Source organism: Halovulum dunhuangense (assembly GCF_013093415.1).
Taxonomy (GTDB): Bacteria; Pseudomonadota; Alphaproteobacteria; order Rhodobacterales; family Rhodobacteraceae; genus Halovulum; species Halovulum dunhuangense.
The window spans coordinates 315,101-337,966 of sequence record NZ_JABFBC010000001.1; the positions used below are offsets into that span (position 1 = coordinate 315,101).

General features: G+C 65.0%; 28 protein-coding genes. 17 read left to right on the top strand and 11 right to left on the bottom strand.

The features are described from left to right. Positions 1-62 precede the first annotated feature (62 nt). Both rho and hemJ read right to left on the bottom strand, forming a co-directional pair. A complete protein-coding gene (gene rho, locus HMH01_RS01460) occupies positions 63-1,334 on the bottom strand; it encodes a transcription termination factor Rho (RefSeq protein ID WP_171321785.1) in 1,272 nt (423 codons plus the stop codon). Between the two features lie 141 nt (positions 1,335-1,475). After that, positions 1,476-1,922 (bottom strand): protoporphyrinogen oxidase HemJ, encoded by a 447-nt coding sequence (gene hemJ / locus HMH01_RS01465; RefSeq protein ID WP_171321787.1) that lies wholly within the window; start codon positions 1,920-1,922, stop codon positions 1,476-1,478. A 445-nt stretch (positions 1,923-2,367) separates the two neighbouring features. On the opposite strand from hemJ, the gene HMH01_RS01470 reads away from it, so the two are divergent. From HMH01_RS01470 to dnaQ, 5 genes are read left to right on the top strand one after another with little or no spacing between them, the layout of a single operon-like run. Next, positions 2,368-3,192 (top strand): pyruvate, water dikinase regulatory protein, encoded by an 825-nt coding sequence (locus HMH01_RS01470; protein ID WP_171321789.1) that lies wholly within the window; start codon positions 2,368-2,370, stop codon positions 3,190-3,192. Beyond that, the gene (locus HMH01_RS01475; protein ID WP_171321791.1) at positions 3,189-3,791 is read left to right on the top strand and encodes a Maf family protein; all 603 of its coding nucleotides are present in this window, start codon (positions 3,189-3,191) and stop codon (positions 3,789-3,791) included. The genes HMH01_RS01470 and HMH01_RS01475 overlap by 4 nt, the downstream gene beginning before the upstream one ends. Next, positions 3,788-4,627, top strand: a complete 840-nt coding sequence (locus HMH01_RS01480) for a shikimate dehydrogenase (RefSeq protein WP_171321793.1) — start codon at positions 3,788-3,790, stop codon at positions 4,625-4,627. Before HMH01_RS01475 ends, HMH01_RS01480 begins: the two co-directional genes overlap by 4 nt. Next, a complete protein-coding gene (gene coaE / locus HMH01_RS01485; RefSeq protein ID WP_171321795.1) occupies positions 4,624-5,229 on the top strand; it encodes a dephospho-CoA kinase in 606 nt (201 codons plus the stop codon). Before HMH01_RS01480 ends, coaE begins: the two co-directional genes overlap by 4 nt. Continuing rightward, complete coding sequence (gene dnaQ / locus HMH01_RS01490) at positions 5,222-5,908, top strand: DNA polymerase III subunit epsilon (protein WP_171321797.1); 687 nt, start codon at positions 5,222-5,224, stop codon at positions 5,906-5,908. The genes coaE and dnaQ overlap by 8 nt, the downstream gene beginning before the upstream one ends. A 19-nt stretch (positions 5,909-5,927) precedes the next feature. On the opposite strand, the gene secB is transcribed toward dnaQ, so the two are convergent. Both secB and HMH01_RS01500 read right to left on the bottom strand, forming a co-directional pair. Beyond that, a complete protein-coding gene (gene secB / locus HMH01_RS01495) occupies positions 5,928-6,437 on the bottom strand; it encodes a protein-export chaperone SecB (protein ID WP_171321799.1) in 510 nt (169 codons plus the stop codon). A 40-nt stretch (positions 6,438-6,477) separates the two neighbouring features. After that, a complete protein-coding gene (locus tag HMH01_RS01500; protein WP_171321801.1) occupies positions 6,478-6,972 on the bottom strand; it encodes an FxsA family protein in 495 nt (164 codons plus the stop codon). 124 nt (positions 6,973-7,096) lie between these two features. Here HMH01_RS01500 and HMH01_RS01505 point away from each other — a divergent pair, with 124 nt between their 5' ends. The 5 genes from HMH01_RS01505 (at position 7,097) to lpxK (ending at position 11,059) form a co-directional block, all read left to right on the top strand. Further along, the gene (locus HMH01_RS01505; RefSeq protein ID WP_171321803.1) at positions 7,097-7,762 is read left to right on the top strand and encodes a Tim44/TimA family putative adaptor protein; all 666 of its coding nucleotides are present in this window, start codon (positions 7,097-7,099) and stop codon (positions 7,760-7,762) included. A gap of 54 nt (positions 7,763-7,816) precedes the next feature. Continuing rightward, positions 7,817-8,428, top strand: a complete 612-nt coding sequence (locus HMH01_RS01510) for a Smr/MutS family protein (RefSeq protein WP_171321805.1) — start codon at positions 7,817-7,819, stop codon at positions 8,426-8,428. A gap of 81 nt (positions 8,429-8,509) precedes the next feature. Beyond that, positions 8,510-8,752 (top strand): DUF4170 domain-containing protein, encoded by a 243-nt coding sequence (locus HMH01_RS01515; protein WP_171321807.1) that lies wholly within the window; start codon positions 8,510-8,512, stop codon positions 8,750-8,752. Positions 8,753-8,768: 16 nt separating this feature from the next. After that, positions 8,769-10,058: a 3-deoxy-D-manno-octulosonic acid transferase gene (locus HMH01_RS01520; RefSeq protein ID WP_171321809.1), complete on the top strand. Its 1,290-nt coding sequence runs from the start codon at positions 8,769-8,771 to the stop codon at positions 10,056-10,058. Next, positions 10,058-11,059, top strand: a complete 1,002-nt coding sequence (lpxK, locus tag HMH01_RS01525) for a tetraacyldisaccharide 4'-kinase (protein ID WP_171321811.1) — start codon at positions 10,058-10,060, stop codon at positions 11,057-11,059. Before HMH01_RS01520 ends, lpxK begins: the two co-directional genes overlap by 1 nt. A gap of 22 nt (positions 11,060-11,081) precedes the next feature. On the opposite strand, the gene HMH01_RS01530 is transcribed toward lpxK, so the two are convergent. After that, positions 11,082-11,711, bottom strand: a complete 630-nt coding sequence (locus HMH01_RS01530; protein WP_171321813.1) for a DsbA family protein — start codon at positions 11,709-11,711, stop codon at positions 11,082-11,084. Further along, positions 11,708-12,274 (bottom strand): DUF721 domain-containing protein, encoded by a 567-nt coding sequence (locus HMH01_RS01535; RefSeq protein WP_246237254.1) that lies wholly within the window; start codon positions 12,272-12,274, stop codon positions 11,708-11,710. The genes HMH01_RS01530 and HMH01_RS01535 overlap by 4 nt, the downstream gene beginning before the upstream one ends. A 68-nt stretch (positions 12,275-12,342) precedes the next feature. On the opposite strand from HMH01_RS01535, the gene mutY reads away from it, so the two are divergent. The 3 genes from mutY to HMH01_RS01550 all read left to right on the top strand — a co-directional run bounded on the left by mutY (position 12,343) and on the right by HMH01_RS01550 (position 15,118). Continuing rightward, on the top strand, positions 12,343-13,413 hold the full coding sequence (gene mutY, locus HMH01_RS01540; protein ID WP_246237255.1) for an A/G-specific adenine glycosylase: 1,071 nt from the start codon (positions 12,343-12,345) through the stop codon (positions 13,411-13,413). Next, positions 13,406-14,323, top strand: a complete 918-nt coding sequence (locus HMH01_RS01545) for a hypothetical protein (RefSeq protein ID WP_171321815.1) — start codon at positions 13,406-13,408, stop codon at positions 14,321-14,323. Before mutY ends, HMH01_RS01545 begins: the two co-directional genes overlap by 8 nt. A 78-nt stretch (positions 14,324-14,401) precedes the next feature. Beyond that, on the top strand, positions 14,402-15,118 hold the full coding sequence (locus HMH01_RS01550; RefSeq protein ID WP_171321817.1) for an aspartate/glutamate racemase family protein: 717 nt from the start codon (positions 14,402-14,404) through the stop codon (positions 15,116-15,118). Here the strand turns inward: HMH01_RS01550 and HMH01_RS01555 are convergent. From HMH01_RS01555 to ubiE, 5 genes are all read right to left on the bottom strand, one after another. After that, entirely contained in the window at positions 15,105-15,449 is a 345-nt protein-coding gene (locus HMH01_RS01555) for a cupin domain-containing protein (RefSeq protein ID WP_171321819.1), read from the bottom strand. The two genes, HMH01_RS01550 and HMH01_RS01555, sit on opposite strands and share 14 nt — an antisense overlap. Positions 15,450-15,532: 83 nt before the next feature. Beyond that, positions 15,533-16,633 (bottom strand): site-specific DNA-methyltransferase, encoded by a 1,101-nt coding sequence (locus HMH01_RS01560; protein WP_171321821.1) that lies wholly within the window; start codon positions 16,631-16,633, stop codon positions 15,533-15,535. A 93-nt stretch (positions 16,634-16,726) separates the two neighbouring features. Continuing rightward, positions 16,727-17,338 (bottom strand): ribonuclease HII, encoded by a 612-nt coding sequence (locus tag HMH01_RS01565; protein ID WP_343035119.1) that lies wholly within the window; start codon positions 17,336-17,338, stop codon positions 16,727-16,729. Next, positions 17,335-18,861, bottom strand: coding sequence for a 2-polyprenylphenol 6-hydroxylase (ubiB, locus tag HMH01_RS01570; protein WP_171321825.1), 1,527 nt, complete (start codon positions 18,859-18,861; stop codon positions 17,335-17,337). The genes HMH01_RS01565 and ubiB overlap by 4 nt, the downstream gene beginning before the upstream one ends. Before the next feature lies 1 nt (position 18,862). After that, on the bottom strand, positions 18,863-19,615 hold the full coding sequence (ubiE, locus tag HMH01_RS01575; protein WP_171321827.1) for a bifunctional demethylmenaquinone methyltransferase/2-methoxy-6-polyprenyl-1,4-benzoquinol methylase UbiE: 753 nt from the start codon (positions 19,613-19,615) through the stop codon (positions 18,863-18,865). A gap of 331 nt (positions 19,616-19,946) precedes the next feature. Between ubiE and mutM the strand changes: the two genes are divergently transcribed. The 4 genes from mutM to HMH01_RS01595 all read left to right on the top strand — a co-directional run bounded on the left by mutM (position 19,947) and on the right by HMH01_RS01595 (position 22,810). Then, complete coding sequence (gene mutM, locus HMH01_RS01580; protein WP_171321829.1) at positions 19,947-20,810, top strand: bifunctional DNA-formamidopyrimidine glycosylase/DNA-(apurinic or apyrimidinic site) lyase; 864 nt, start codon at positions 19,947-19,949, stop codon at positions 20,808-20,810. 60 nt (positions 20,811-20,870) lie between these two features. Next, positions 20,871-21,647, top strand: coding sequence for an enoyl-CoA hydratase (locus HMH01_RS01585; protein ID WP_171321831.1), 777 nt, complete (start codon positions 20,871-20,873; stop codon positions 21,645-21,647). Positions 21,648-21,732: 85 nt separating this feature from the next. Next, entirely contained in the window at positions 21,733-21,999 is a 267-nt protein-coding gene (rpsT, locus tag HMH01_RS01590) for a 30S ribosomal protein S20 (RefSeq protein ID WP_171321833.1), read from the top strand. 361 nt (positions 22,000-22,360) lie between these two features. Beyond that, positions 22,361-22,810 (top strand): rhodanese-like domain-containing protein, encoded by a 450-nt coding sequence (locus HMH01_RS01595; RefSeq protein ID WP_171321835.1) that lies wholly within the window; start codon positions 22,361-22,363, stop codon positions 22,808-22,810. Positions 22,811-22,866: the final 56 nt, after the last annotated feature.

The window sequence follows — 22,866 nt, forward strand, 5'->3', positions numbered from 1 at the left end:
TACCGAATAGAAAATGCCCGGGAAAGACCCGGGCATCGCACTCGGCATCAGGTATCGGATCCCTAGCTGTTCATCGAATCGAAGAATTCAGCGTTGGATTTCGTCTGCTTGAGTTTTGTCAGCAGGAACTCGATCGCATCCGTCGTGCCCATCGGATTGAGAATCCGCCGCAGGACAAACATCTTCGTCAGTTCGGACTTCTCGACCAGAAGATCTTCCTTGCGGGTGCCGGATTTCAGGATGTCTATCGCCGGGAAGACGCGCTTGTCCGCGATCTTGCGATCGAGCACGATCTCCGAGTTGCCGGTTCCCTTGAATTCCTCGAAAATCACCTCGTCCATGCGGCTGCCGGTGTCGATCAGCGCTGTCGCGATGATGGTCAGCGAACCGCCTTCCTCGATGTTCCGTGCAGCCCCGAAGAACCGCTTCGGACGCTGCAGCGCATTGGCATCGACGCCCCCGGTCAATACCTTGCCAGAGCTTGGGACCACGGTATTGAAGGCGCGGCCCAGGCGGGTGATCGAGTCGAGAAGGATCACGACGTCACGCTTGTGTTCGACCAGGCGCTTGGCCTTCTCGATCACCATTTCAGCCACGGCCACGTGCCGCGTTGCCGGCTCGTCAAAGGTAGAGGACACCACCTCCCCCTTCACGGAACGCTGCATGTCCGTGACTTCTTCCGGCCGCTCGTCGACCAGAAGGACGATCAGGAAGCACTCCGGATGGTTCTTTTCGATGGATGCGGCGATGTTCTGCAAGAGAACTGTCTTCCCCGTGCGAGGTGGCGCAACGATCAGCGAACGCTGACCTTTCCCGATGGGTGCCACCAGATCGATGATACGGGCGGAGCGATCCTTGATCGTCGGATCCTCTACCTCCATTTTCAGCCGCTCGTCGGGGTAAAGCGGCGTCAGGTTGTCGAAATGAACCTTGTGACGCGCCTTTTCAGGATCCTCGAAATTGATCCGCGACACCTTTACCAGGCCGAAATAACGCTCGTTGTCCTTCGGCGCCCGGATCACCCCGTCGACGGTGTCACCGGTGCGAAGGGCGTATTTCCGGATCTGGTTCGGACTGACATAGATATCGTCAGGGCCCGGCAAGTAGTTCGCCTCGGGCGAGCGCAGGAAACCGAAACCGTCCTGCAGCACTTCCAGCACGCCGTCGCCAGAGATTTCGACGCCTTCCTCAGCCAGTTCCTTGAGGATGGCGAACATCATGTCGCCCTTGCGCATGCTGGAGGCGTTCTCGATCTCCAGCTCCTCGGCCATTTCGAGAAGGTCAGCCGGGCTTTTCGCCTTCAGATCGGCGAGGGAAAGTCGTTCGAAATCCATCAGGCTCTTTCAACGTAACGATCGGGGAAGTCTGGATGCCGTGCCGGATGGGCAGCGCTCATATGTTCACGGGGAATCCACCGGGCGAATGCCGGATCGAATGCAGATTAGGGGACGCGCCGGCCCAATGTCAATCCGTCGCTAGAACGGCTTCACCACGACCATGATCACGATGACGATCATCAGCAAGGTCGGAACCTCGTTCATGATGCGATATCGGCGCCCCGAGAGTGTCGCCCCGCCTTCGGCAAAAAGCCGTCGATGTCTGGCACACCACATGTGGAACACCGTCATCGCGATCACGGCCGTAAGCTTCACATGGAACCAGCCTTCGGACATGACCGTACCAAGGCCGAGCGACAGGATGAGCAATACCCCAAGAACCCAGGATGCGATCATCGAGGGGTTCATGATCAGCCGAAGTAGCTTTTGCTCCATCATGACGAAAGTCTCGGCCATCTCGGATCCCGGGGCCGCTCGTTCTGCATGATGGACGAACAGCCGCGGCAGATAGAATAGCCCGGCCATCCAGGCAATCACCGCCATGATGTGGAACGCCTTGAGCCAGGGATAGAGCGATACCAGCATTCCGACGACCTTTTCCCTGCTTCTGCTTGGCCCCTCCATATCTCAAAAGAAATATGAAAAGAAGATTGTAAGGGTTGTTGTCCCTGTGGATGCTGTGGATCCCCGTCATTCACGAAACGATCCACATTTCCCGTACTCTGGATAACTCTGTGGAAAACCGACCGCAATCCTTGGCAGCGATCCCGAAAATCTGAAAATTATATAGCAATGACAAATGTTTATATAAATAACAACCGGTGCGTTACATGTGGATGTCCATCGCACATGACAGGTTGCCTGCGCGCGTTTCCCATAATTCACACATGATGGCGCATTCTCCTCCACAACCGGGAACTTCGCCTGTGCACCGCGAACGGAATGTGGATGCATCGGAAAACCGCGATCAGCGGTGGAAAAGATGCGGGTTGTCCGGTGCTTGCCAACAGTGTCTGTGGATAATCGTTCCATGATCACCGCACCAAGGATCCTTCGGGTACTTCTGCTGTCCGATTCCACCGGCGAGACTGTCGGCTCGGCAGCCCGTGCCGCCATCAGCCAGTTTTCGGATGTCGAGGCGCAGTTCACGGTCCTGCCCTTCCTGCGCAGCGTCGACGATATCGAGGCGATCCCCCACGCCACGTTCGAGGCGACCGACATCATCGTCTTTACCCTTGTCGATCCACGGGTCGTCGCGCGGGCAAACCATCGTGCAGAACGTTTCGGGATACCGGTGATCTCGCTTCTCGATCCCCTTCTCTCGGGGATCGCCGGTGTCCTTCGGCAAGAGCCGGCGCGTCTGCCGGGTCAGCAGTATCTGATGAACAGCCGGTATCTGGACCGGGTCGCGGCCATCGACTTCGCCATTGCCCATGATGATGGCCTGTCCGAAAGGCACCTTCTTGCAGCAGACGTCATCCTGGTCGGAGTAAGCCGCACGTCGAAGACGCCGACCTGTATCTATCTCGGCTATCAGGGGATCCGTGCCGCCAATGTTCCCCTGGTCCCGGGACAGGCGCCGCCGCCGGGGCTTCTGGCGGCGATCGAGGCGGGTATCCCCGTCATCGGTCTTACCGCAAGTGCCGCACGCATCGGGCAGGTTCGCGAAAGCAGGCTCAGCGCTCTTGGCAATCCCGGGATTCCCGCCTACTCGGATCCGTCCCGCATCGAGGACGAACTGGTCTTTGCCCGGCTCTTCTTCGACCGTTACAAGCTACCTGTGATCGACGTCACCCGACGTTCCATCGAAGAGACGGCCGCCTCGATCCGCCATATCCTGACAGGACACACATGACCGAATCCCGCCTCGTCCTTGCCTCCAGATCCGCTGCGCGCGCCGCCTTGCTGCGCGCCAACCATGTCGATTTCGAAGTCGTTCCCGCCCGTGTGGACGAAGCGGCGGTGAAGGAAGCGATGCTGGCCGATGGCGCCCCGGGTCGCGATATTGCCGATGCGCTGGCAGAACTGAAGGCACAGCGCGTCGCGTCGCGACATCCGCATCGGCTGGTACTCGGATCCGATCAGGTGCTTGTCAGCAATGGCAGGCTGTTCGACAAGCCGGCCACGCTTGAAGAGGCGCGTGAGCAGCTTCTTGCGTTGCGCGGCACCACTCACGAGCTTCTGTCCGCAGCCGTTGTCTTCGAGGACGGTCACCCGGTCTGGCGGCATGTCGGGCGCGCGCAGATGATCATGCGCCCGTTCAGCGACGACTTTCTCGAACGCTACATCTTGCGTCATGGGGATGGCCTACTTGCCACAGTTGGCTGTTATCGACTGGAAGAGGATGGCGCCTCGCTTTTCTCGCGCGTGCAGGGTGACTATTTCTCGGTCCTGGGTTTGCCGCTTCTGGAAGTGCTGCATTTCCTGAGAACGAGGGGGATCTTGACGGAATGACCGACATTCCACCGCCGCCACTTGCCGGAGTGGTGGGCTGGCCGATCGGCCATTCGCGTTCACCCGTGCTGCATGGCCACTGGCTGTCGCGTTACCGGATAAAGGGGTATTACATCCCCATCGGTCTGAGGCCGCAGGATTTCGAGGACGGGATCCGTTCCCTGCCACGCCTGGGGTTCCGGGGTGTGAACCTGACCATTCCGTTCAAGGAAACCATCCTGTCGATGGCGGATTCCATCTCGGATCGCGCAGCGCTGATCGGTGCGGCGAACACCCTGGTGTTCCGCGAGGACGGCTCGATCTATGCCGACAACACCGACGGGATCGGATTCCTCGAAAGCGTGCGGTCGAGCGCCCCCTACTGGTCCCCGAAATCCGGTCCGGCACTCGTGATCGGCGCGGGCGGCGCCGCGCGGGCGATCGTCTCGGCGCTACTGACCGCCGGCGTGCCCGAGGTCCGTCTGGCCAACCGCACCCGCACCAAGGCCGAGATGCTGAAGGAACATTTCGGCGCACGGGTTACACAGATCGACTGGGAGCGGGCGTCCGAGGCTGCCGCCGGTGCTGCAATCATCGTGAACACGACAGCGCTGGGCATGGTCGGAAAGCCGCCGCTCAACTTCGGGTTCGAGCACGCGGCACCGAATGCGGTCGTGGTCGATATCGTCTACACCCCGCTCGAGACGGAATTCCTCAAGCGCGCGGCAGAATGCGGGCTTCATGTCGTGGATGGCGTCGGGATGCTTCTGCATCAGGCCGTGCCCGGGTTCGAGAGCTGGTTCGGCGTGCGGCCCGAGGTGGACGAGGAGTTGCGCAACGCCGTCCTTTCGGCATGACCCCGCGACGGCCATTTCGGCTGGGCCTGACCGGCTCCATCGCAATGGGGAAATCGACGACTGCCGCAATGTTCCGGGATGCCGGCGTCCCGGTCTGGGACGCGGACGCGGCGGTGCACAAGCTTTATGCGCAGGGTGGCGCGGCCGTTGCACCGGTCGCGGGGCTGGTGCCCTCGGCACTTCGGGACGGCGGCATCGACCGTGCCGCACTCTCGCGGGCGATCCGCGACGATGCCCGACTACTTCCGAAGATCGAGGCGATCGTCCATCCGCTGGTGCGCGCGGAGCGCGAAGCCTTCGTCGCGTCGACCGAGAGCGCCCTGGTCGTTTTCGACATCCCGCTTCTGTTCGAAACCGGCGGTGATGCCGATTGTGATGCGATCGTCGTCGTGACCGCACCGGCGGACGTCCAGCGCGCCCGCGCCCTGTCACGCCCCGGTGCCGATCCCGCCCGGTTCGAGGGTCTGCTTGCCCGCCAGCTGCCGGATGCGGAAAAACGCGCGCGTGCCGACTACATCATCGACACGTCGCGCGGGCTTGAGGATGCCCGCGCCCAGGTCCAGTCTGTGCTGGAAAGCGTGAAGGAGCGGATCAATGCGTGAAATCGTGCTCGATACGGAAACCACCGGCCTCGACCCCCATGACGGGCATCGTATCGTCGAAATCGGGGCGGTGGAGTTGCGCAACCACATGCCCACGGGGCGCACCTATCACCAATACATCAACCCCCAGCGCGACATGCCCGCCGAGGCGCTGGCAGTCCACGGGATCACGGAGGAATTCCTGGCCGACAAGCCCGTGTTCAGCGACATCGCGCAGGCTTTTCTGGATTTCGTGGACGATGCCAGGCTGGTGATCCACAACGCCGCCTTCGACATGAAGTTCCTGAACGCCGAGTTGAAATGGACCAACAAGCCGGTCCTGCCCTGGGAACGGGCGATCGACACGCTTGATATCGCACGCAAGAGATTTCCGGGCGCGCAGAACTCGCTGGATGCGCTGTGCCGCCGGTTCAATGTGGACAACTCGGCGCGCGAGAAGCATGGCGCCCTGCTGGACAGCGAGATCCTGGCCGAGGTCTATCTGGAGCTTATCGGCGGCCGACAGCCGGATTTCGCGCTGAGCGTGGTGTCGACGACGCAGGTGCTCACGGGAAGCGCCGGCGATTACACGCCGCCCGCCCGCCCGCGCCCCCTGGGTGCGCGGCTTACCGAGGCCGAGGCCGAGGCGCATCGGGCGTTCGTCGCCGGGCTGAAGGATGGGGGGTTGTGGCCGGCGTGACCGGCCACGACAAAGACACTCAGGCCTGTGCGCTACCGTTGCCGCCCTGCGCCTGCTGGGCTGCCTGCCGGCGGGCAAGATCCTGCTGGTAAAGGGCAAGGAAATCGATGTTGTCCAGGTTGAGCGGCGGGAAGCCGCCGTCGCGGGTCACATCGCCGATCACCCGCCGGACATAGGGAAAGGTCATGCGCGGGCATTCGATCAGCAGATAGGGATGCAGCTGAGCGTCTGGGATGTTCTCGACCTTGAACTGGCCGGCGTAGTCCAGTTCCAGCAGGAACACGACGACATCGCCGGCCTTGCTTTCCACCTTTACCTTGGTGATCACCTCGTACAGGTTCTCGCCCCGCTTGTTGGCGTCGAGCGCCACCTGCACCTGCATCTGCGGGGTGCCCTCGATCCGCGCCCCCTTCATCAGGGCGACGTTCTCGAAGGACAGGTCACGCACATATTGCGCAACGACCTGCATCCGCGGGCGCTGCGGCTGCGTCGTCCCCGCTTCCGGGGTGGCGGTATCGTTCTCGGCCATCGTCATTCCTCACAGATCAGCTTGGCTCGGGTCTAACCCCTCAATGCGGCTTCGTCCAGCCGGAGGACCCCTTGGAGCGGTCATCCCCATCGTCGTCGAGGGGGCGGTACTCGCCTTCGATGATGTCGGCGCGCGTCTCGTACCGGGTGGTGCCGTGCGAATGGTGCGCGCCCGCAACGTGGATCCGGCTTGCCAGCCGGGCCGCGCCCCAGCGGATCAGCGCGGCGCGCAGCTGCGGGACCAGCAGGGCAAAGCCGCAGCCGTCGGTGAAGAAGCCCGGGGTCAGCAGCAGAAGCCCCGCCACCAGGATCAGCACGCCATTGGCCAGTGGCCCGGTCGGGTCGCCGCCCCGGTCCATGCTGGCCTGTAGCTGGGCGAGCGTCGCCAGGCCCTGGCCGCGTACCAGAAAGGTGCCCGCCGCCGCGGTCGCGATCACGATGGCCAGCGTCGGCCAGAGGCCGATGAAGCCGCCGACCTGGATGAACAGGGCGATCTCTATGATCGGCACGAGGACGAAAAGGACAAAAAGCCACATCAGCAGGCATGCTCCGTCAAGGACATCCATCTACCCTGCCAATGGACTTGGCAGCGTACAGACCCTACATATGAAGCCTGATGGCACGATGCCAGCGGACAGCAATGACCGAGAAGGAACGCACATGGGCTCGCAACTGATCCAGATACTGGTTTTGGCCGGGGTTGCGCTGTTCCTTGTCCTGCGCCTGCGCGATGTTCTGGGCACCCGGGACGGGTTCGAAGGCCCGGTCGGCCCCAAGAAGCAGCCTCCGGTCGAAAGTTCGTCGCGCAGCTTCGAGGTGATCGATGGCGGCACCAAGGACCGGGATATCGCCGATCATGTCGATCCCGAAAGCCCTGTGGCCGAAGCGCTGCTGAAGATGAAGCGCGCCGAGCCGGGCTTTTCCGTGTCGGAATTCGCCCATGGCGCGCGGCAGGCTTATGAAATGATCGTGATGGCCTACGAGAACGGCGAGCTGGACACGCTGCAGCAGTTCCTCGCGCCCGAGGTCTATGACGGCTTTTCCGCTGCGGTCTTCGCGCGTGCCGACAAGGGCTACACGGTGGATGCGAATTTCGTCGGTGTACGCGAGGTGAAGATCGTGGATGCGTCCTTCGACGAGGAAACCCGCGAGGGCGACATCACCCTGCGCTTCGTGGGCGAGCTGACGTCGGTCGTGCGCAATCCCGACGGCGAGATCGTCGAGGGCAACCCGCAGGAGATCAAGCGCCAGAAGGATGTCTGGACCTTCAGCCGCGTGATGGGCAGCGAGAACCCCAACTGGCTTCTGGTCGCCACTGGCGGCTGAACGCCCGGCCGGGCGGTGGCGATGTTCGCCGCCCGCCAAGCGACAGGTCCGCAGATGCGCCGCAAGCCCCGCAAGCTGACATCGGAAGAGCGTCGCCTCTGGAGCCAGATCGCCCAGACGGCAACGCCGCTGCGCGAGGCGAAGCCTTTGGAACCCCCCGCGCAGGCACCGGACGATCATCCCCTTTCCCCATCCGGGACTGAGACGACTTCCTCCTTTCCCTTCGGTCTGCCCCGAAGACGCGCCCGTCCCGAGCCCGCGGTGCGGCTCGACCTGGCGCCGGACCCGATGAAGGCGCCGGACATGCTGGGCCCGCCCAGGATGGATGCACGCGCCTATGGGCGGATGACGCGCGGCAAGCTTGCCCCCGAGGCGCGGATCGACCTGCATGGAATGACCATGGACCGCGCGCATGACGCGCTGCGGTCCTTCATCCTGTCCAGCCACGCGCGGGGTCTGCGTCTTGTTCTGGTCATTACCGGAAAGGGCCGCGACCGACCCGATGAGGACTGGGCGAACCCGGCGCGCCGTGGCGTGCTGCGCAATGCCGTGCCGCAATGGCTGCAACTGGCGCCACTGTCGATGCTGGTCCTTCAGATCGCGCCCGCCCATATCCGCCATGGCGGTGGCGGCGCCTATTACGTCTATCTGCGCAAACAGGGCTGAGGCTTCCGCCGCTTGACCCGCCGGGTTCAATGGCTAGGGTGCGGCCAGGTCGATCCGCGGCCTGTCAAACGGAGCACACGCATGACGCAGCGCCTGCATCTGGTCTTTGGTGGGGAGCTTGTCGATCCCTCCGGTACCGAGTTCCGCGACGTGGATGCGATCGATATCGTGGGCATCTTTCCCGACTACGCATCCGCCTACGACGCCTGGAAGGCGAAGGCGCAGGCGACCGTGGACAATGCCCATACGCGCTATTTCATCGCGCATATCCACAGGCTCATGGACGAGGGCAGCGCTGGCTCCGGCACCCGGAAACTGGGCTGAGCGCGGCCAACCGGGCATGGGACAATCGCTGGCCCTGGCGCTGTATCTGGGACTGTCCGACCTGGCCGAGGGCCCGGTCCGACGACGCCTGCGACGGCGGCAGGATGCCGGGAAGGAAGACCCGGCGCGGTCCGGGGAACGCTTCGGTCACGCATCGCTGCCCAGGCCCGATGGTCGGCTTGTATGGTTTCACGCGGCATCCGTGGGCGAGTCGCTGTCGCTTCTGGGACTGATCGACACGCTGCTGGCGGAACACCTGGATCTGCATGTCCTGATGACGACGGGCACGGTGACATCGGCCGGGTTGATGGGCCAGCGGCTTCCCGGGCGCGCCTTTCACCAGTTCGCCCCGGTGGATACTGGCCCCGCGATACGCCGCTTCCTTGCCCATTGGCGGCCCGACCTAGCAATCTGGACCGAAAGCGAGCTGTGGCCGCGGATGATCGTCAGCACCCATGCAACGGGATGCCCGCTGCTGTTGATAAATGCGCGCATCTCTCCGGCATCGGCGCGGCGCCTGCGATTGCTGCGCGGCTTCACCCGGTCGCTGCTGGGCCGGTTCGAGCGTGTCCTCGCGCAGGATGATGCCGTAGCCGAGCGTTTTCACCGGCTGGGCGCGGACCCGGCGCGGCTCGAGACGACGGGCAGCCTGAAAGATACTGCGGAACCGCTGCCGCACGACCCGATGGCGCTGAGCGATCTGATGAAGCGGCTTGCGGGGCGCAGTTGCTGGCTGGCCGCGTCCACCCACGAGGGCGAGGAAGAGCTTGTCGCCATCGCCCACCGCGAGGCGCGGCGTTCGGTGCACGGGCTGGTGCTGATACTCGCCCCGCGTCACCCCGAGCGTGGGCCCGAGATTGCGCGCAAGCTGCGCGCCGCGGGCTGGCGGGTATCTCTGCGCTCGGCCGGTGAACTGATCGACCGCAATACGGAGATCTATGTCGCCGATACGCTGGGCGAAATGGGGCTGTGGTATCGGGCTGCTTCGGTCAGCTTCATCGGCGGCTCGCTGGTTCCCATCGGTGGCCACAACCCGTTCGAGCCGGCGCTTCTGGGATCGGCCATTCTTTACGGCCCGCATGTCGCGAATTTCGAGACCGCCTACGAGCGTTTCCGCCGCGCCGCCGCCGCTGTGAAGGTGGCAAAGGCCGAAGATCTGGGCCAGCGGCTGGTCGAGACCCTGCCGCCCGATCGCGCTGCGGCGCTGGCGACAGCCGCGTGGACCGTCTCTTCCGAAGGGGCGGATGTGACGCGGCGGGTGCTCGATGTGATCAAGGCCTATCTGCCGGCACGGGCCCAGCGCTGATGCAGGCGCCGGTTTTCTGGTCGAACCCGCCTGACGCACCCGGGCTTGCCGCGCGCCTGCTGGCGCCGGCTGCGGCACTCTGGCGCTGGCAGGCTGCCCGGCGCATCGCCCGCCCGCCCCGGCATCGCCCGCAGGTCCCGGTGATCTGTGTCGGCAACCTGACCGTTGGCGGCACGGGCAAGACCCCCGTGGTTTCCGCGTTGCTGCAACGCCTTGGAGAGAAGGGCATCGCCGCCCATGCGCTGTCGCGCGGCTACGGGGGAACAGAGCAGGGCCCGCTCAGGGTGGATCCGCGCCTGCATGGCGCGGCCGGGGTCGGGGACGAGCCGCTGCTTCTGTCGGGTTTCGGGCCGGCCTGGATATCCCGCGACCGCGCCGCTGGCGCCAGGGCTGCCGAGGCAGCGGGTGCGGCGGCGGTGGTTCTGGATGACGGCTTCCAGAACCCGGACCTGCCGAAGGATCTGGCGATCCTGGTTGTCGATGCGGTGGCAGGGTTCGGCAATGGCCGTGTCGTCCCGGCCGGTCCGTTGCGCGAACCGGTCGAGCGGGGCATCGCCCGCGCCGATCTGGTGATCGCGCTGGGACCCGAGAAGGCCCGCGAACGGTTGCTTTCGGACTGGCCCGCGCTGGGGCGGCTGCCGGTGCTGGGCGGGACGCTGGCGCCGCTGCCGACCGGGATGCCGTGGCAGGGCCTGCGCTGTCTTGCCTTCGCCGGGATCGGGCGGCCGGGCAAGTTCTTTGCGACGCTTGAGGCGCTGGGCGCAGATATCGTCGCGACGCGTGCCTTTCCGGATCACGCCAGCTATCCGCGCGCGATCCTGCAAAGACTGGCGGCCGAGGCCGATCGTCTGGGCGCCCAGCTTGTGACCACCGAGAAGGACGCGGTGCGCCTGCCCGAGGATTTCCGACATCGCGTCCTGACGCTACCCGTTCGCCTGTCGCTCGGGGATTGGGGCCCGCTCGATGACGCGCTGGACCGGGTGCTGGCGCCGCGCAAGTGATCCCACACGGCGCCGCTGCGGATCAGCTGCCGATCGCCTCGTCCAGCTTGGCCGCGAATTCGGCGTAGGGCATGTTCGCCTCTTTCCGGCCGTTGATGAAGAAGGTCGGCGTGCCTTCGACGCCGTCGGCTTCCATGTTCTTCTGGAACTCGGCGACCAGCGCTTCGGCCCAGGCCTGATCCTGGGTGCACTCGGTCATCTGCTCGTCCGTCAGACCGGCCTGCCGGCCGATGGCAAAGATCGCGGCGATGGCGTCGTTCGGGTTCTCGTGCCGGGACCATTCCGCCTGCTTGCGGTACAGCTGGTCGGTGATCCCAAAATAACGCTCTGCCCCGCCGCAGCGGGCGACCATCGCGGCCCAGAGCCCGTAGCGGTCGAAATAGACGTCGCGCACGACGAAGCGGACCTTGCCCGTCTCGATGTAGTTGGTCTTGATCTGGCCGAATACGTCGGTGTGGAACCGCGCGCAATGCGGGCAGGTCAGCGAGGCGTATTCCACGACCGTCACCGGCGCGTCGGGGCTGCCCAGAACGAGTTCCTCGACGGCACGAGCCTCTGCCTCCTGCGCGGCCAGCGGGCCTGCGGCAAGGATGGCGGTCCCGGCAAGGCCGGTGGCGATCGCGCTGCGGCGGGTCAGTCTCAGGTCGGTCATCGTGTATCTCCTTGTTCTCTCTCCGCCCGCGAACGGGTCAGGACATGGGTTCCCAGCGTCTCGAGCGCTTGCCGCAGTCCGTCACTCTGGACCTGGGCGACACTTTCGGATGCGGTCCGGCGAATGGCGGGGTCGGGCGCAGGCTCGGGTTCGGTGTCGGCGGCGCCGACGAAGGCTTTCTGCGCTTCGGCGAAGCCTGCGGCGTCCTCGTGCTGGAGGCGGACGCGCGAGATGGCGTTGTAGCCGTAGCAGGCGTTCACGCGCTCGCGGATCGTGTCGATCTGCATTTGCAGTTCCGGCGCTCGCGCACCGACACAGGCCAGCACCAGCGTCGCGCCGAACCCCTCACGCGCGTAGCTGACCTTTACCGGGCGGGCGATGGCGGCAAGGTCCGGGCCGCAGATTTCCGCCCAGCGGGTCAGAAGCCGCGTCTCGACAAAGCCCCGTTTGGCGCCGACGCCCCGCAGGCGGGAGGACAGAAGCGCGCCAGCCTGCGTGAACCGCATCATGCGCCGCGTCTCTTTCTTGCCACCCTCGTTGCGCATGGACCCTCGCCGCTGCATGGTTACGCGCCACATTAACGCTTGGGCAAGACACTGCCAGCCCTTGAAGGAAACCGGAAGACTAACAGTTGCGTGACCTCGATCCTGCCCCGGAAACCGCCGGCATGCTGCTGGAATGGTATGACCGCAATGCCCGCGACCTACCCTGGCGCGTGCCGCCGCACCGGTCCCGCGCGGGCTTTCGTGCGGATCCCTACCATGTCTGGCTGTCAGAGGTGATGCTTCAGCAGACCACCGTCGCGGCAGTCGGTCCCTATTTTCACAAGTTCACGACCCTCTGGCCAAGCGTCAGTCACCTTGCCGCTGCCGAAGATGCCGATGTGATGGCGGCCTGGGCAGGACTTGGCTACTACGCGCGGGCGCGCAACCTGCTGAAATGCGCGCGTCAGGTGGCGGGTGAATTGGACGGCTGTTTCCCCGATACCGAGGCGGGCCTTGCGACACTTCCCGGGATCGGTCCCTACACCGCCGCCGCCATTGCCGCGATCGCCTTTGACCGGCCCGCCGTGGTCGTGGACGGAAATGTCGAGCGGGTGATGGCCCGGCTTTTCGACATCCGCACGCCGCTGCCGGCGGCGAAGCCCGAGATAAAGGCCGCCGCCGCGGCCCTGACCCCAGCGGAGCGGCCGGGCGATCATGCGCAGGCGGTGATGGACCTGGGTGCCACGATCTGCACCCCGCGCAATCCGGCCTGCGGGATCTGTCCGCTGATGGCGGGATGCCTGGCCCGGCGCAACGGCAGTGCCGCGGACCTGCCGGCGAAGACGCCCAAGGCTGCAAAGCCTGTGCGCCGCGGCGTCGCCTATCTGGCGCGTCGTGCCGATGGCGCGATCCTGCTGGAGCGGCGGCCGGACAAGGGTCTGCTTGGCGGCATGCTCGGGCTGCCGGGTCCCGACTGGGGGGAAACGGTGCCCGCACATCGGCCGCCGGTGGACGCCGAATGGCGGATCTCGCCTTTGGTGGTGCGGCACACCTTCACGCATTTCCACCTGGAACTGGAGGTGCGTGTCACCGAACTGCCCGAAGGCGCGCAAGCCCGGTCGGGGCGGTTCCATCCGGGTGCGGAGTTGCGCGCAGGCGACCTGCCGACGGTGTTCCGCAAGGCATTGAAGGCGGGGCTTGCCGGGCTGGATGACTGAAAGGCGGGTTTTCGACACCGTGCTGATCGTCGACTGGTCGGCCCGTTCGTCGGCAAGTCCCAAGCGTGGGGCAGCCGATGCCATCTGGTGGGCCGTCGCGAGGGGCGGCGCGGTCGAGAAGCCCGTCTACGTCCGGACACGGGCCGAGGCGGTGGAGCAGCTTGGCGGATTTCTGGCGGCAGAGGCGGACGCCGGGAGACGGGTGCTGGCCGGTTTCGATTTCGCCTTTGGCTATCCCGCAGGGCTGGCGGCCCTTCTGACCGGCCGGGATCATGCGCTTGCTCTTTGGGAATGGCTTGCGCGTGAAGTCCGGGATGGGCCAGACAACGCCAACAACCGCTACGCCGTAGCCGAGGCTATGAACGCCGCCTTCGACGGGCTGGGCCCGTTCTGGGGGCGGCCGCAGGGCTGGAATCATCCAGGCATTCCGGTCCGGGCCAGCGCCCGGCACGGCGCGCATCCGCCCGAGCGGCGGATCACCGAAGGCCGGGTTCCGGGGGCGAAATCCGTCTGGCAGCTTGCCTATGCGGGGGCGGTCGGCTCTCAGGTGTTGCTGGGCCTTCCGGCACTGGAAAGACTTCGCAACGATCCGCGACTTGCCGGGCGCATCGGTGTCTGGCCCTTCGACAATGGCTTCGACCTGCCCGAGGCCGGGATCGTGCTGGCAGAGATATATCCGTCTTTGCTTCAGCGCGAGGTGCGGGCGCGGATGGCGCCGGGGCAGGTTCTGGATGCCGCGCAGGTCGCCACGCTGTCGCTGGCCCTGCATCGCTTCGATATCGCGGAAGGGCTTTCGCCCCTTTTCAGCCCCCCGCCCGGGTTGTCCGATGCCGAGTTTCGTGCCGTGACACGGGAGGAAGGCTGGATCCTTGGCGCCGGGGCGGCAGATGTCCTTTCTTCCGCGCTCTGACATCGCACTGTGACCGGTCAGGGCTTGAACCCGGGCGGGACTTGTCCCCATGTGCCAGCCAAGCGAAAGGAGGGTCCAATGGTCACCATCGGCATTCTCGGCGGGATGTCCGCAGCCTCGACCGCGCTGTATTACGCGCGGTTGAACCAGCGGGCGCAGGACGTGATGGGCGGGTTGCATTCGGCTGAACTGCTGGTCCGCAGCCTGGATTTCGCAAAGGTAGAGGTGTTGCAAGCGGAGGGCGACTGGGAGGCGGCGGGCGCGCTGCTGAACCGCGAGGCGCTGGCGCTGGAGGCGGGCGGCGCGGGGCTTCTGATCCTGGCCACCAACACCATGCACAAGGTGGCGGACCGGATGACGCGCGATCTGCGGATCCCTTTCCTGCACATCGGGGACGCGACCGCTGCCGCGATCATCGAGTCAGGGCTGAAACGCCCGGGATTGATCGCGACGGCCTACACGATGGAACAGGCGTTCTACACCGACCGGCTGCGGGCGGCCGGGCTCGATCCGATCATACCCGGTCCCGAGGATCGCGCGACCGTGCACCGGATCATCTATGACGAACTTTGCCGGGGGGTTGTGCGCGAGGAAAGCCGCGGCCTCTTCGAGGGGGTGGCCCGGGGACTGGCCGATGCGGGGGCGGACAGTCTTATCCTGGGCTGCACCGAGGTGGGCATGCTGCTGGAAGCGGGCAACGTGCCGGTGCCTGTGTTCGACACGGTGCAGATCCACTGCGACCGCGCCTTCGACCTGTCGCGGCAGCTGGCCGAAGAGGCGCCTACAGTCGGATGACGTATTCCTTGCGGGTCGTCTCCAGCACCTCCCAGATGCCCTTGAAGCCTGGGCGCAGGATGAAGCTGTCGCCGGGCCCGACCTGGTGCCGGGTGCCGTCGCCGGCGGTGATGATCGAGCGGCCCTTCAGGATGCGGCAATATTCCCATTCGTCGTAGGAGATGCGCCATGCGCCCGGGGTGCATTCCCAGATGCCGGCGTAAAGACCGTCGCGTTCCTCCAGGTTCCAGGTCGTGAAGCGCGGATCGCCCGAGATCACCCGGTCGGGTGGCGGGGCATCGTGTTCGGGTGTCACGGCCCCGGGATCGACGGTCAGGAACAGCGTGCTCATGGGGACATCCTCCATAAAAAAACGGGCGCCAGCGAACCGCCAGCGCCCGAGGTGATGCCATCAGGCACCGGCGGGAAAACCCCTCAGTTGTTCATCTCGGCCCGAATCTGCTGGCGCAGGACATCGATCGGGATGGGTTGCCCGTCGCGCAGGAAGGACCAGTAGGTCCAGCCATTGCAGGAGGGCAGCCCCTCGAGCTCGGCGCCGACCTGGTGAATCGATCCGCGGGTCGATGCGGAAACCAGCGATCCGTCGGCGCGCACCTTGGCGGTGTGGCGGCCGTTCATCGAAACCAGCACGTCGCCCGGCGCAAGCATTCCGCGTTCGACCAGCTGGCCGAAGGGCACGCGCGGCTCTGCGCGCTTGGATTCCGTTACGGCATGCGCTTCGGCGCCCGCCGGCTGGACCTTGGCGATCCGTGCCGCGGCCACTTTCCGGTAGCTGTCCTCGCGCTCGATCCCGATCCAGTGTCGGCCCAGCCGCTTTGCAACCGCGCCAGAGGTGCCAGTACCGAAGAACGGGTCGAGGATCACGTCACCCGGCTTGGTCGAGGCGACCAGAACCCGGTGCAGCAGTGCCTCGGGCTTCTGTGTCGGATGCGCCTTGTCGCCGTTCGCATCCTTCAGCCGCTCTCCGCCGTTGCAGATCGGCAGCAGCCAGTCCGAGCGCATCTGCACGCCATCGTTCAGGCTTTTCAGCGCCTCGTAGTTGAAGGTGTATTTCGACGCGTCGGACTTGCCCGCCCAGATCAGTGTCTCGTGTGCGTTGGTCAGGCGCTTGCCGCGGAAATTCGGCATCGGGTTCGTCTTGCGCCACACCACGTCGTTGAGGATCCAGAAACCGGCATCCTGGAGCGCTGCGCCCACGCGGAAGATGTTGTGATAGGAGCCGATCACCCAGATCGCGCCATCGGGCTTGAGCACCCGGCGCGCCTCGGTCAGCCAGGCGCGCGTGAAGGCATCATAGGCGGCAAAGGACGAAAACTGGTCCCAGGCGTCGTCCACCGCATCCACGCGGGAATTGTCGGGGCGGTGCAGTTCACCTTTCAGTTGAAGATTGTAGGGCGGGTCCGCAAAAACGAGATCCACCGAATTGTCCGGCAGGCCGCGCATCGCCTCGATGCAATCGCCCGCAATGATCTGATCGAGCGGCAGGGCCGCCCGCGCCTTGGTTTTCTGGGTCATTATCGTTGTGTCCGTTGTTCGCCTGCCTGCGATGGACATGAAGATGATTCAAAACCGATTCGGCGTCAATTTGTAATCGAATCAATGGCTTATTTAATTTTCTTGGCACAATATCTTGTGCACTGGTTTGAAGGACCGTCTATGATGTGGGGTGATCCCATAGGTCTTGAGCGCCTCGGCATGCACCCTTACCCCATAGCCGGCATTGCGTTCCCATCCATAGGCCGGGAAGTCCTGGGCCAGTTGCGCCATCAGCCTGTCGCGTGCCACCTTGGCCACGATCGACGCCGCCGCGATGGAAGCAGAGCGCGCGTCGCCCCCGATCACGGCCCGTGCCGGACAGGACAGGCCGGGCGCGATGCGGTTGCCGTCGATCAGCGCAAAGGCCGGGGTGCGCGGCAGGGCCGCGACGGCACGGCTCATCGCGAGATATGTCGCCTGAAGGATGTTGAGGCGGTCGATCTCCTCGACGCTTGCCTCGCCGATGCCGACAAGGGCGCAGGCGGCGATTTCTTCGGCCAGCGCCTCGCGTCGGCGGGCGGTCAGTTTCTTCGAGTCGTTCAGCCCGTCCGGCAATCGAGCGGGGTCGAGGATCACGGCCGCGGCCATCACCGGGCCGGCCCATGGGCCGCGCCCCACCTCGTCGATGCCGCAGACCGGGGCCGCGCCGCAGGCCTTTTCCAGCGACAGGTCCGGCCCGCTCACAGCAACGAGGCGAGCGTGGCCAGGCCCCCTGCCAGACCGGCACCCGTGAGAAGCCAGACCCACCATGGAAGTGACGGCTCTGGCGGCGTGTGCTTGCGGTTGTTGGCGTCGCGCAGGGCAGCTTCGGCCATGCCGGGCAGAAGCGGGCCGAACCGCGCCAGGATGCGCGCGGTGTGGGACAGGTCGCGCAGGACGGCGTGCGGCCCGAGATTGTCGCGGATGTAATCCTCGACCACGGGTTTCGCGGCTTCCCACATGTTCATTGCCGGGTTCAGCGATCGGGCGACGCCCTCGACCACGACCATGGTGCGTTGGAGAAGGATCAGCTCGGTCCGCGTCTCCATCCCGAAGCGTTCGGTCACGTCAAAGAGATGCGCCAGAAGCCGCGCCATCGAGATGCGGCGCGCATCCTGCCCGAAGATCGGCTCGCCCACGGAACGCAGAGCCTGCGCAAAGGCTTCTACGTCGCGGTCGGCCGGAACGTACCCCGCCTCGAAATGGACTTCTGCCACGCGGCGGTAATCCTTGCGCAGGAAACCGATCAGGATCTCGGCATAGACGCGGCGGGTATAGGCGTCTATCCGGCCCATGATGCCGAAATCCAGCGCCACGATATCGCCATTGGGGGCAAGCTTCAGGTTGCCCTGGTGCATGTCGCCGTGAAAGAAGCCGTCGCGCAGCGCCACCTTCAGGAAAACCTGGATCACCCTCAGGGACAGCTCGTCCAGATCCGCACCCTGGGCGGCCAGCGCCGGTACGTCGCCGAACTTGGTTCCCTCGGCCCAGGACAGTGTCATCACCCGGCGCTGGGACAACTCCCAGATCACTTCGGGCACGGTGAAGCCCTGGTCCTTTTCGGTGTTGGCGCGGAACTCGTCGGCGGCCGATGCCTCCATCCGCAGGTCAAGCTCGCCCAGAACGACGCTCTGGAAATGGTCGATAACGTCCACCGGCCGCAGCCTGCGCGCCTTGGGGGCGAGCGTCTGGATCACACGGGCGGCCAGGTAGAAGGCATCCACGTCGCGCAGGAAGGCGCGTTCGATCCCCGGGCGCAGCACCTTGACCGCCACGTCGCGGCCCGTGGCGCGCACCGTGGCCCGGTGCACCTGCGCCAGCGAGGCGGCGGCGATGGGGTCGGAAAAGTCCGAGAATATCTCGTCCACCGGGCGGCCCAGCTCGCGCTCTACGGTTTCGCGGGCGATCCGGGTGGAAAACGCAGGCAGGTCGTCCTGCAGCTTCTTCAGCTCGTCCGCGAGCGCGTCGCCCACCACGTCGGGACGGGTGGACATGATCTGGCCGAACTTGATGTAGGCCGGTCCCAGCGCGGTAAGCGCCCGGCTGATCGGCGGCAGCGTCGGGTCGCCCTTGTGGCCAAGCCATGAAAACGGCAGGCCCAGCACCCGCGCGGCAATGCGCAGCGGGCGCGGCGCGTCCATCGCCTCGAGTGCAAGGCGCATCGCACCGGTCCGTTCGAAGGTGGCGCCCGTGCGGATCAGCCGCCAGAGATTGTGCGGTCCGCGCATGTCAGATCTTCCAGCCGGAATGCAGCGCGGCGATGCCCATGGACAGGTTGCGATACTTCACGTTGGCAAAGCCCGCCCTGCGGATCATCTCGGCAAAGGGTTCCTGCGCCGGGAAGCGGCGGATCGACTCGACCAGGTACTGGTAGCTTTCCCGGTCCCCCGCGATCGCCGCGCCCATCGGCGGGATCACGTTGAACGAGTAGCGGTCGTAGAGCCATTGCATGCCGGGATTGGGCAGCTGGCTGAATTCCAGCACCATCAGCCGCCCGCCGGGCCGCAGGACGCGGAAGGCTTCCGACAGGGCATCCTCGATCCGGGTCACGTTCCGGATACCGAAGCTGATGGTATATACGTCGAAGCGGTTGTCCTCGAAGGGCAGCGCCATCGCGTCGCCCACCACCCAGTCCAGCCGGTCGGCCAGTTCGCTGGCGTCGGCGCGCTTGCGGCCCTCGACCAGCATCGACTCGGTCATGTCCAGCACCGTCGCCCGGGCCTGCCCCTTCGCCCGCCGCAGGTAGCGGAAGGCGATGTCGCCGGTGCCGCCGGCCACGTCCAGCAGGTGTGTGTCCGGCCGCGGGGCGAGCCAGTCCATCATCGCATCCTTCCAGACGCGGTGGATGCCCAGGCTCATGGCGTCGTTCATGACGTCGTATTTCGACGCCACCGAACTGAACACGCCATGCACGCGCCCTGCCTTTTCCGACTCGGGGATGGTCTGGAATCCGAAATGCGTCGTCTTGTCGTCAGCCGCCATGCCTGCCCGTCCTGTTGGTCCCGGCGGATAATAGGGGCGCCGACGCAAGTTACAATTCATCCTCGGTGTCGCGGCTGTCTAGAAAAATTGACACATGCCCGAGGGCGAGCTACCTTCCACCCCGAGAGACAGTCGCCGAGTAACGCATCCCTGGCGCATGGACGCCGGAAAGGAAAGATCATGGTTCTTGGCATCACGCTTACCGCGGCGACGATTGCGGTTATCGGTTTGTATGTGGTAGGCGCCACGATGATCGTGGAAAAATACGAAGGCATGGTGCGCAAGAACCGCAAGTAGGTCCTGCCCGCCATCCTTTGGCGGATGGTGAGAGATGCCCGAACTGCCCGAGGTGGAAACCGTTCGCCGCGGGCTTGAACCGGTCATGACGGGCCATCGCATCGTCCGCGTCGAAACAAGGCGCCCGGATCTGCGATGGCCCTTCCCCCCCCGAATGGCAGAACGCCTGACCGGCGCCAGCGTGATCACGCTGCGCCGCCGGTCGAAATACATCCTTGCCGACCTGGACACCCGCGAGACGCTGATCATCCACCTGGGCATGTCCGGGCGCATGCTGATTTCAGATGGCGGTCCGGCGCGCGCCCTGGGCGAGTATGTCCATGAGCGCGAGACGCCCGGAAAGCACGATCATGTCGTGCTGGAGATGTCTGGCGGTGCGCGCATCACCTTCAACGACGCAAGACGATTCGGCGCGATGGATCTGTGTCCCACGGCAGCCGTCGACGGGCACAAGCTGCTGGCGGCGCTGGGGCCGGAACCGCTGGGCAACGAATTCTCTGCCGGGCATCTGGTGGCCCGCCTGGCGGGGCGGCGCACGCCGATCAAGGCCGCGCTTCTGGACCAGACGATCGTGGCCGGTCTTGGCAACATCTATGTCTGCGAGGCCCTCTGGCGCACCGGCATCCACCCGAAGCGGCTGGCCGGCAAGCTGTCGCGCGCCCGGATCGAGGCGCTGGTACCAGCCATCCGCGACGTGCTGGTCGAGGCGATCGAGGCCGGGGGCTCGTCCCTGCGCGACTACCGCCAGACCGACGGCGAGCTTGGCTATTTCCAGCACAGCTTCGCCGCCTATGGCCGCGAAGGTGAGCCCTGCCGTCGCGACGGCTGCACCGGGACCATCCGCCGCATCGTCCAGTCGGGGCGTTCCTCCTTCTACTGCGGCGGCTGCCAGCGATAGGCTTGCGCTGCGGGACTTGCATGGTAACTCTGGCCGCCAAACCAGCGAGGAGGCCCCGTCATGGGCTATGAGACGATCATCGTCGAGACGGACGAGCATGTGGGCACGGTGCGGCTCAACCGTCCCGAGGCGCTCAACGCGCTGAATTCCCAACTGCTCGAGGAGCTGGCGAAGGCACTTGCTGCCTTCGATCGCAACGACAAGATCAGGGTCATCGTGCTGACCGGATCGGAAAAGGCCTTTGCCGCCGGGGCGGATGTGAAGGAGATGGCCGAGAAGAACTTCGTCGACATGTTCTCCGAGGACTTCTTCACCGCCCAGACAGAGTCGATGCTTCGCGTCCGCAAGCCGATCATCGCGGCCGTATCCGGCTACGCGCTGGGCGGTGGATGCGAGCTGGCCATGATGTGCGACTTCATCATTTGCTCGGACACGGCGAAATTCGGCCAGCCCGAAATCAACCTCGGCGTTATCGCGGGGATCGGCGGCACCCAGCGCCTGACCCGTCTGGTCGGCAAGTCCAAGTCGATGGAGATGCACCTGACCGGCCGCATGATGGACGCCGAGGAGGCAGAGCGCGCGGGTCTCGTGAGTCGCATCGTCCCGGCCAAGGACCTGATGTCCGAAGTCATGAAGACCGCCGAGAAGATCTCGGAAAAATCGCCGCTGGCCGTCATGGCGGTGAAGGAGGCGGTCAACCGTTCCTACGAGACCACCCTGCGCGAGGGTATCCTGTTCGAGCGGCGGCTGTTCAACGCGCTTTTCGCGACCGAGGACCAGACCGAGGGCATGGCCGCCTTCGTTGAAAAGCGCACACCGCAGTTCCGCGGCAAATAAGGGGGACTGCAGGCGTTGACTCGGGTCGCGACTGGGTCTATGCACGCGCTTCAAACGGAAACCCAGACGATTTTGGAACGTACACATGGCCAACTCGCCAGGCTCTAAGAAACGCGCACGCCAGGCGCTCCGCCGGACCGATGTCAACAAGGCGCGCCGTTCGCGGGTCCGGACCTTCATCCGCCGCGTCGAGGAAGCCATCACCGGCGGCGATGCGCAGCAGGCTCGCGAAGCCCTGCAGCAGGCGCAGCCCGAGATCATGCGCTCTGTGACCAAGGGCATCCTGCACAAGAACACCGCGTCGCGTAAGATTTCGCGGCTGGCTGCACGGGTCAAGGCGCTCAACGCCTGATTCATCAGCCGGACAAAGGAATGACGCGTCCGTCAAGCGGGCGCGTTGTTTTTTTGTGCGCTGTTGTAATGTTACCGTAACGTCATGTTCAGCTTTTGGTCCCGTTGCCCGAATCCGCGGCCGGGACTAGCGTTTCCCCCGGCGGCCGCTCTTGATCGCCAGCACCTAAAAATTTGAAAATATTACACAACAATACAGCCATAAATTGGCTGTATTGTTGTGCGTATTTATTTGAATAACTCCTCAAACCACTCCGAATCCGCAGCGTGACATGAAATGAGCGTCAAGCTCTACTTCATGTTGAAAGCCTGTTTGAGCGCGGACTACATTCCCACCGTCAGATCAGAGGGGCAGAGATTCCATGACCGTCCAGGCCAGCCTGAGCATCGATGAGTGTGATCCCGAGGAAACCTGGAACGCCCTGAAAGACGACCCCCGGGCGCAGCTGGTCGACGTTCGCACCCGCCCCGAATGGAGCTTTGTGGGCATCGCCGACCTGACGGCGCTTGGCCGGGAAACGATCTTGTCGGAGTGGCGGATGTATCCCGACATGCGGGTGAATGCCCGTTTCGCGGACGATCTGTTCGCCGCCTTCGATGCGCAGATCCCCTCGCAGATCTTCTTCATCTGCCGCTCGGGCGCCCGGTCGCTCGATGCTGCCCGGGCCGTTGCCGAGGTGGCGGCCCAGCGCGGCCTGCACCTGCGGTGCGTGAACGTGGCCGAGGGATTCGAGGGTGATCTCGATCCCCACCGCCACCGCGGCAGCATGAACGGCTGGAAGGCCCGCGGCCTCGCCTGGATCCAGAGCTAGACGAATAATGGGGCGGTCCGGCCCCCATAGCCGGGCACATGCGGGCAGCGTCCTTG

Coding starts and splice junctions, on each gene's coding strand:
- HMH01_RS01555 (WP_171321819.1), bottom strand. CDS start 15,449: ATGAGCACGCTGTTCCTGACCGTCGATCCCGGGGCCGTGACACCCGAA.
- HMH01_RS01505 (WP_171321803.1), top strand. CDS start 7,097: ATGGGCTCGCAACTGATCCAGATACTGGTTTTGGCCGGGGTTGCGCTG.
- HMH01_RS01515 (WP_171321807.1), top strand. CDS start 8,510: ATGACGCAGCGCCTGCATCTGGTCTTTGGTGGGGAGCTTGTCGATCCC.
- ubiB (WP_171321825.1), bottom strand. CDS start 18,861: ATGCGCGGACCGCACAATCTCTGGCGGCTGATCCGCACGGGCGCCACC.
- HMH01_RS01585 (WP_171321831.1), top strand. CDS start 20,871: ATGGGCTATGAGACGATCATCGTCGAGACGGACGAGCATGTGGGCACG.
- dnaQ (WP_171321797.1), top strand. CDS start 5,222: ATGCGTGAAATCGTGCTCGATACGGAAACCACCGGCCTCGACCCCCAT.
- HMH01_RS01535 (WP_246237254.1), bottom strand. CDS start 12,274: ATGCAGCGGCGAGGGTCCATGCGCAACGAGGGTGGCAAGAAAGAGACG.
- rho (WP_171321785.1), bottom strand. CDS start 1,334: ATGGATTTCGAACGACTTTCCCTCGCCGATCTGAAGGCGAAAAGCCCG.
- HMH01_RS01510 (WP_171321805.1), top strand. CDS start 7,817: ATGCGCCGCAAGCCCCGCAAGCTGACATCGGAAGAGCGTCGCCTCTGG.
- HMH01_RS01560 (WP_171321821.1), bottom strand. CDS start 16,633: ATGACCCAGAAAACCAAGGCGCGGGCGGCCCTGCCGCTCGATCAGATC.
- hemJ (WP_171321787.1), bottom strand. CDS start 1,922: ATGCTGGTATCGCTCTATCCCTGGCTCAAGGCGTTCCACATCATGGCG.
- ubiE (WP_171321827.1), bottom strand. CDS start 19,615: ATGGCGGCTGACGACAAGACGACGCATTTCGGATTCCAGACCATCCCC.
- HMH01_RS01480 (WP_171321793.1), top strand. CDS start 3,788: ATGACCGACATTCCACCGCCGCCACTTGCCGGAGTGGTGGGCTGGCCG.
- HMH01_RS01545 (WP_171321815.1), top strand. CDS start 13,406: ATGACTGAAAGGCGGGTTTTCGACACCGTGCTGATCGTCGACTGGTCG.
- HMH01_RS01550 (WP_171321817.1), top strand. CDS start 14,402: ATGGTCACCATCGGCATTCTCGGCGGGATGTCCGCAGCCTCGACCGCG.
- HMH01_RS01595 (WP_171321835.1), top strand. CDS start 22,361: ATGACCGTCCAGGCCAGCCTGAGCATCGATGAGTGTGATCCCGAGGAA.
- HMH01_RS01475 (WP_171321791.1), top strand. CDS start 3,189: ATGACCGAATCCCGCCTCGTCCTTGCCTCCAGATCCGCTGCGCGCGCC.
- mutM (WP_171321829.1), top strand. CDS start 19,947: ATGCCCGAACTGCCCGAGGTGGAAACCGTTCGCCGCGGGCTTGAACCG.
- coaE (WP_171321795.1), top strand. CDS start 4,624: ATGACCCCGCGACGGCCATTTCGGCTGGGCCTGACCGGCTCCATCGCA.
- rpsT (WP_171321833.1), top strand. CDS start 21,733: ATGGCCAACTCGCCAGGCTCTAAGAAACGCGCACGCCAGGCGCTCCGC.
- HMH01_RS01500 (WP_171321801.1), bottom strand. CDS start 6,972: ATGTGGCTTTTTGTCCTTTTCGTCCTCGTGCCGATCATAGAGATCGCC.
- HMH01_RS01530 (WP_171321813.1), bottom strand. CDS start 11,711: ATGACCGACCTGAGACTGACCCGCCGCAGCGCGATCGCCACCGGCCTT.
- lpxK (WP_171321811.1), top strand. CDS start 10,058: ATGCAGGCGCCGGTTTTCTGGTCGAACCCGCCTGACGCACCCGGGCTT.
- secB (WP_171321799.1), bottom strand. CDS start 6,437: ATGGCCGAGAACGATACCGCCACCCCGGAAGCGGGGACGACGCAGCCG.
- HMH01_RS01470 (WP_171321789.1), top strand. CDS start 2,368: ATGATCACCGCACCAAGGATCCTTCGGGTACTTCTGCTGTCCGATTCC.
- HMH01_RS01520 (WP_171321809.1), top strand. CDS start 8,769: ATGGGACAATCGCTGGCCCTGGCGCTGTATCTGGGACTGTCCGACCTG.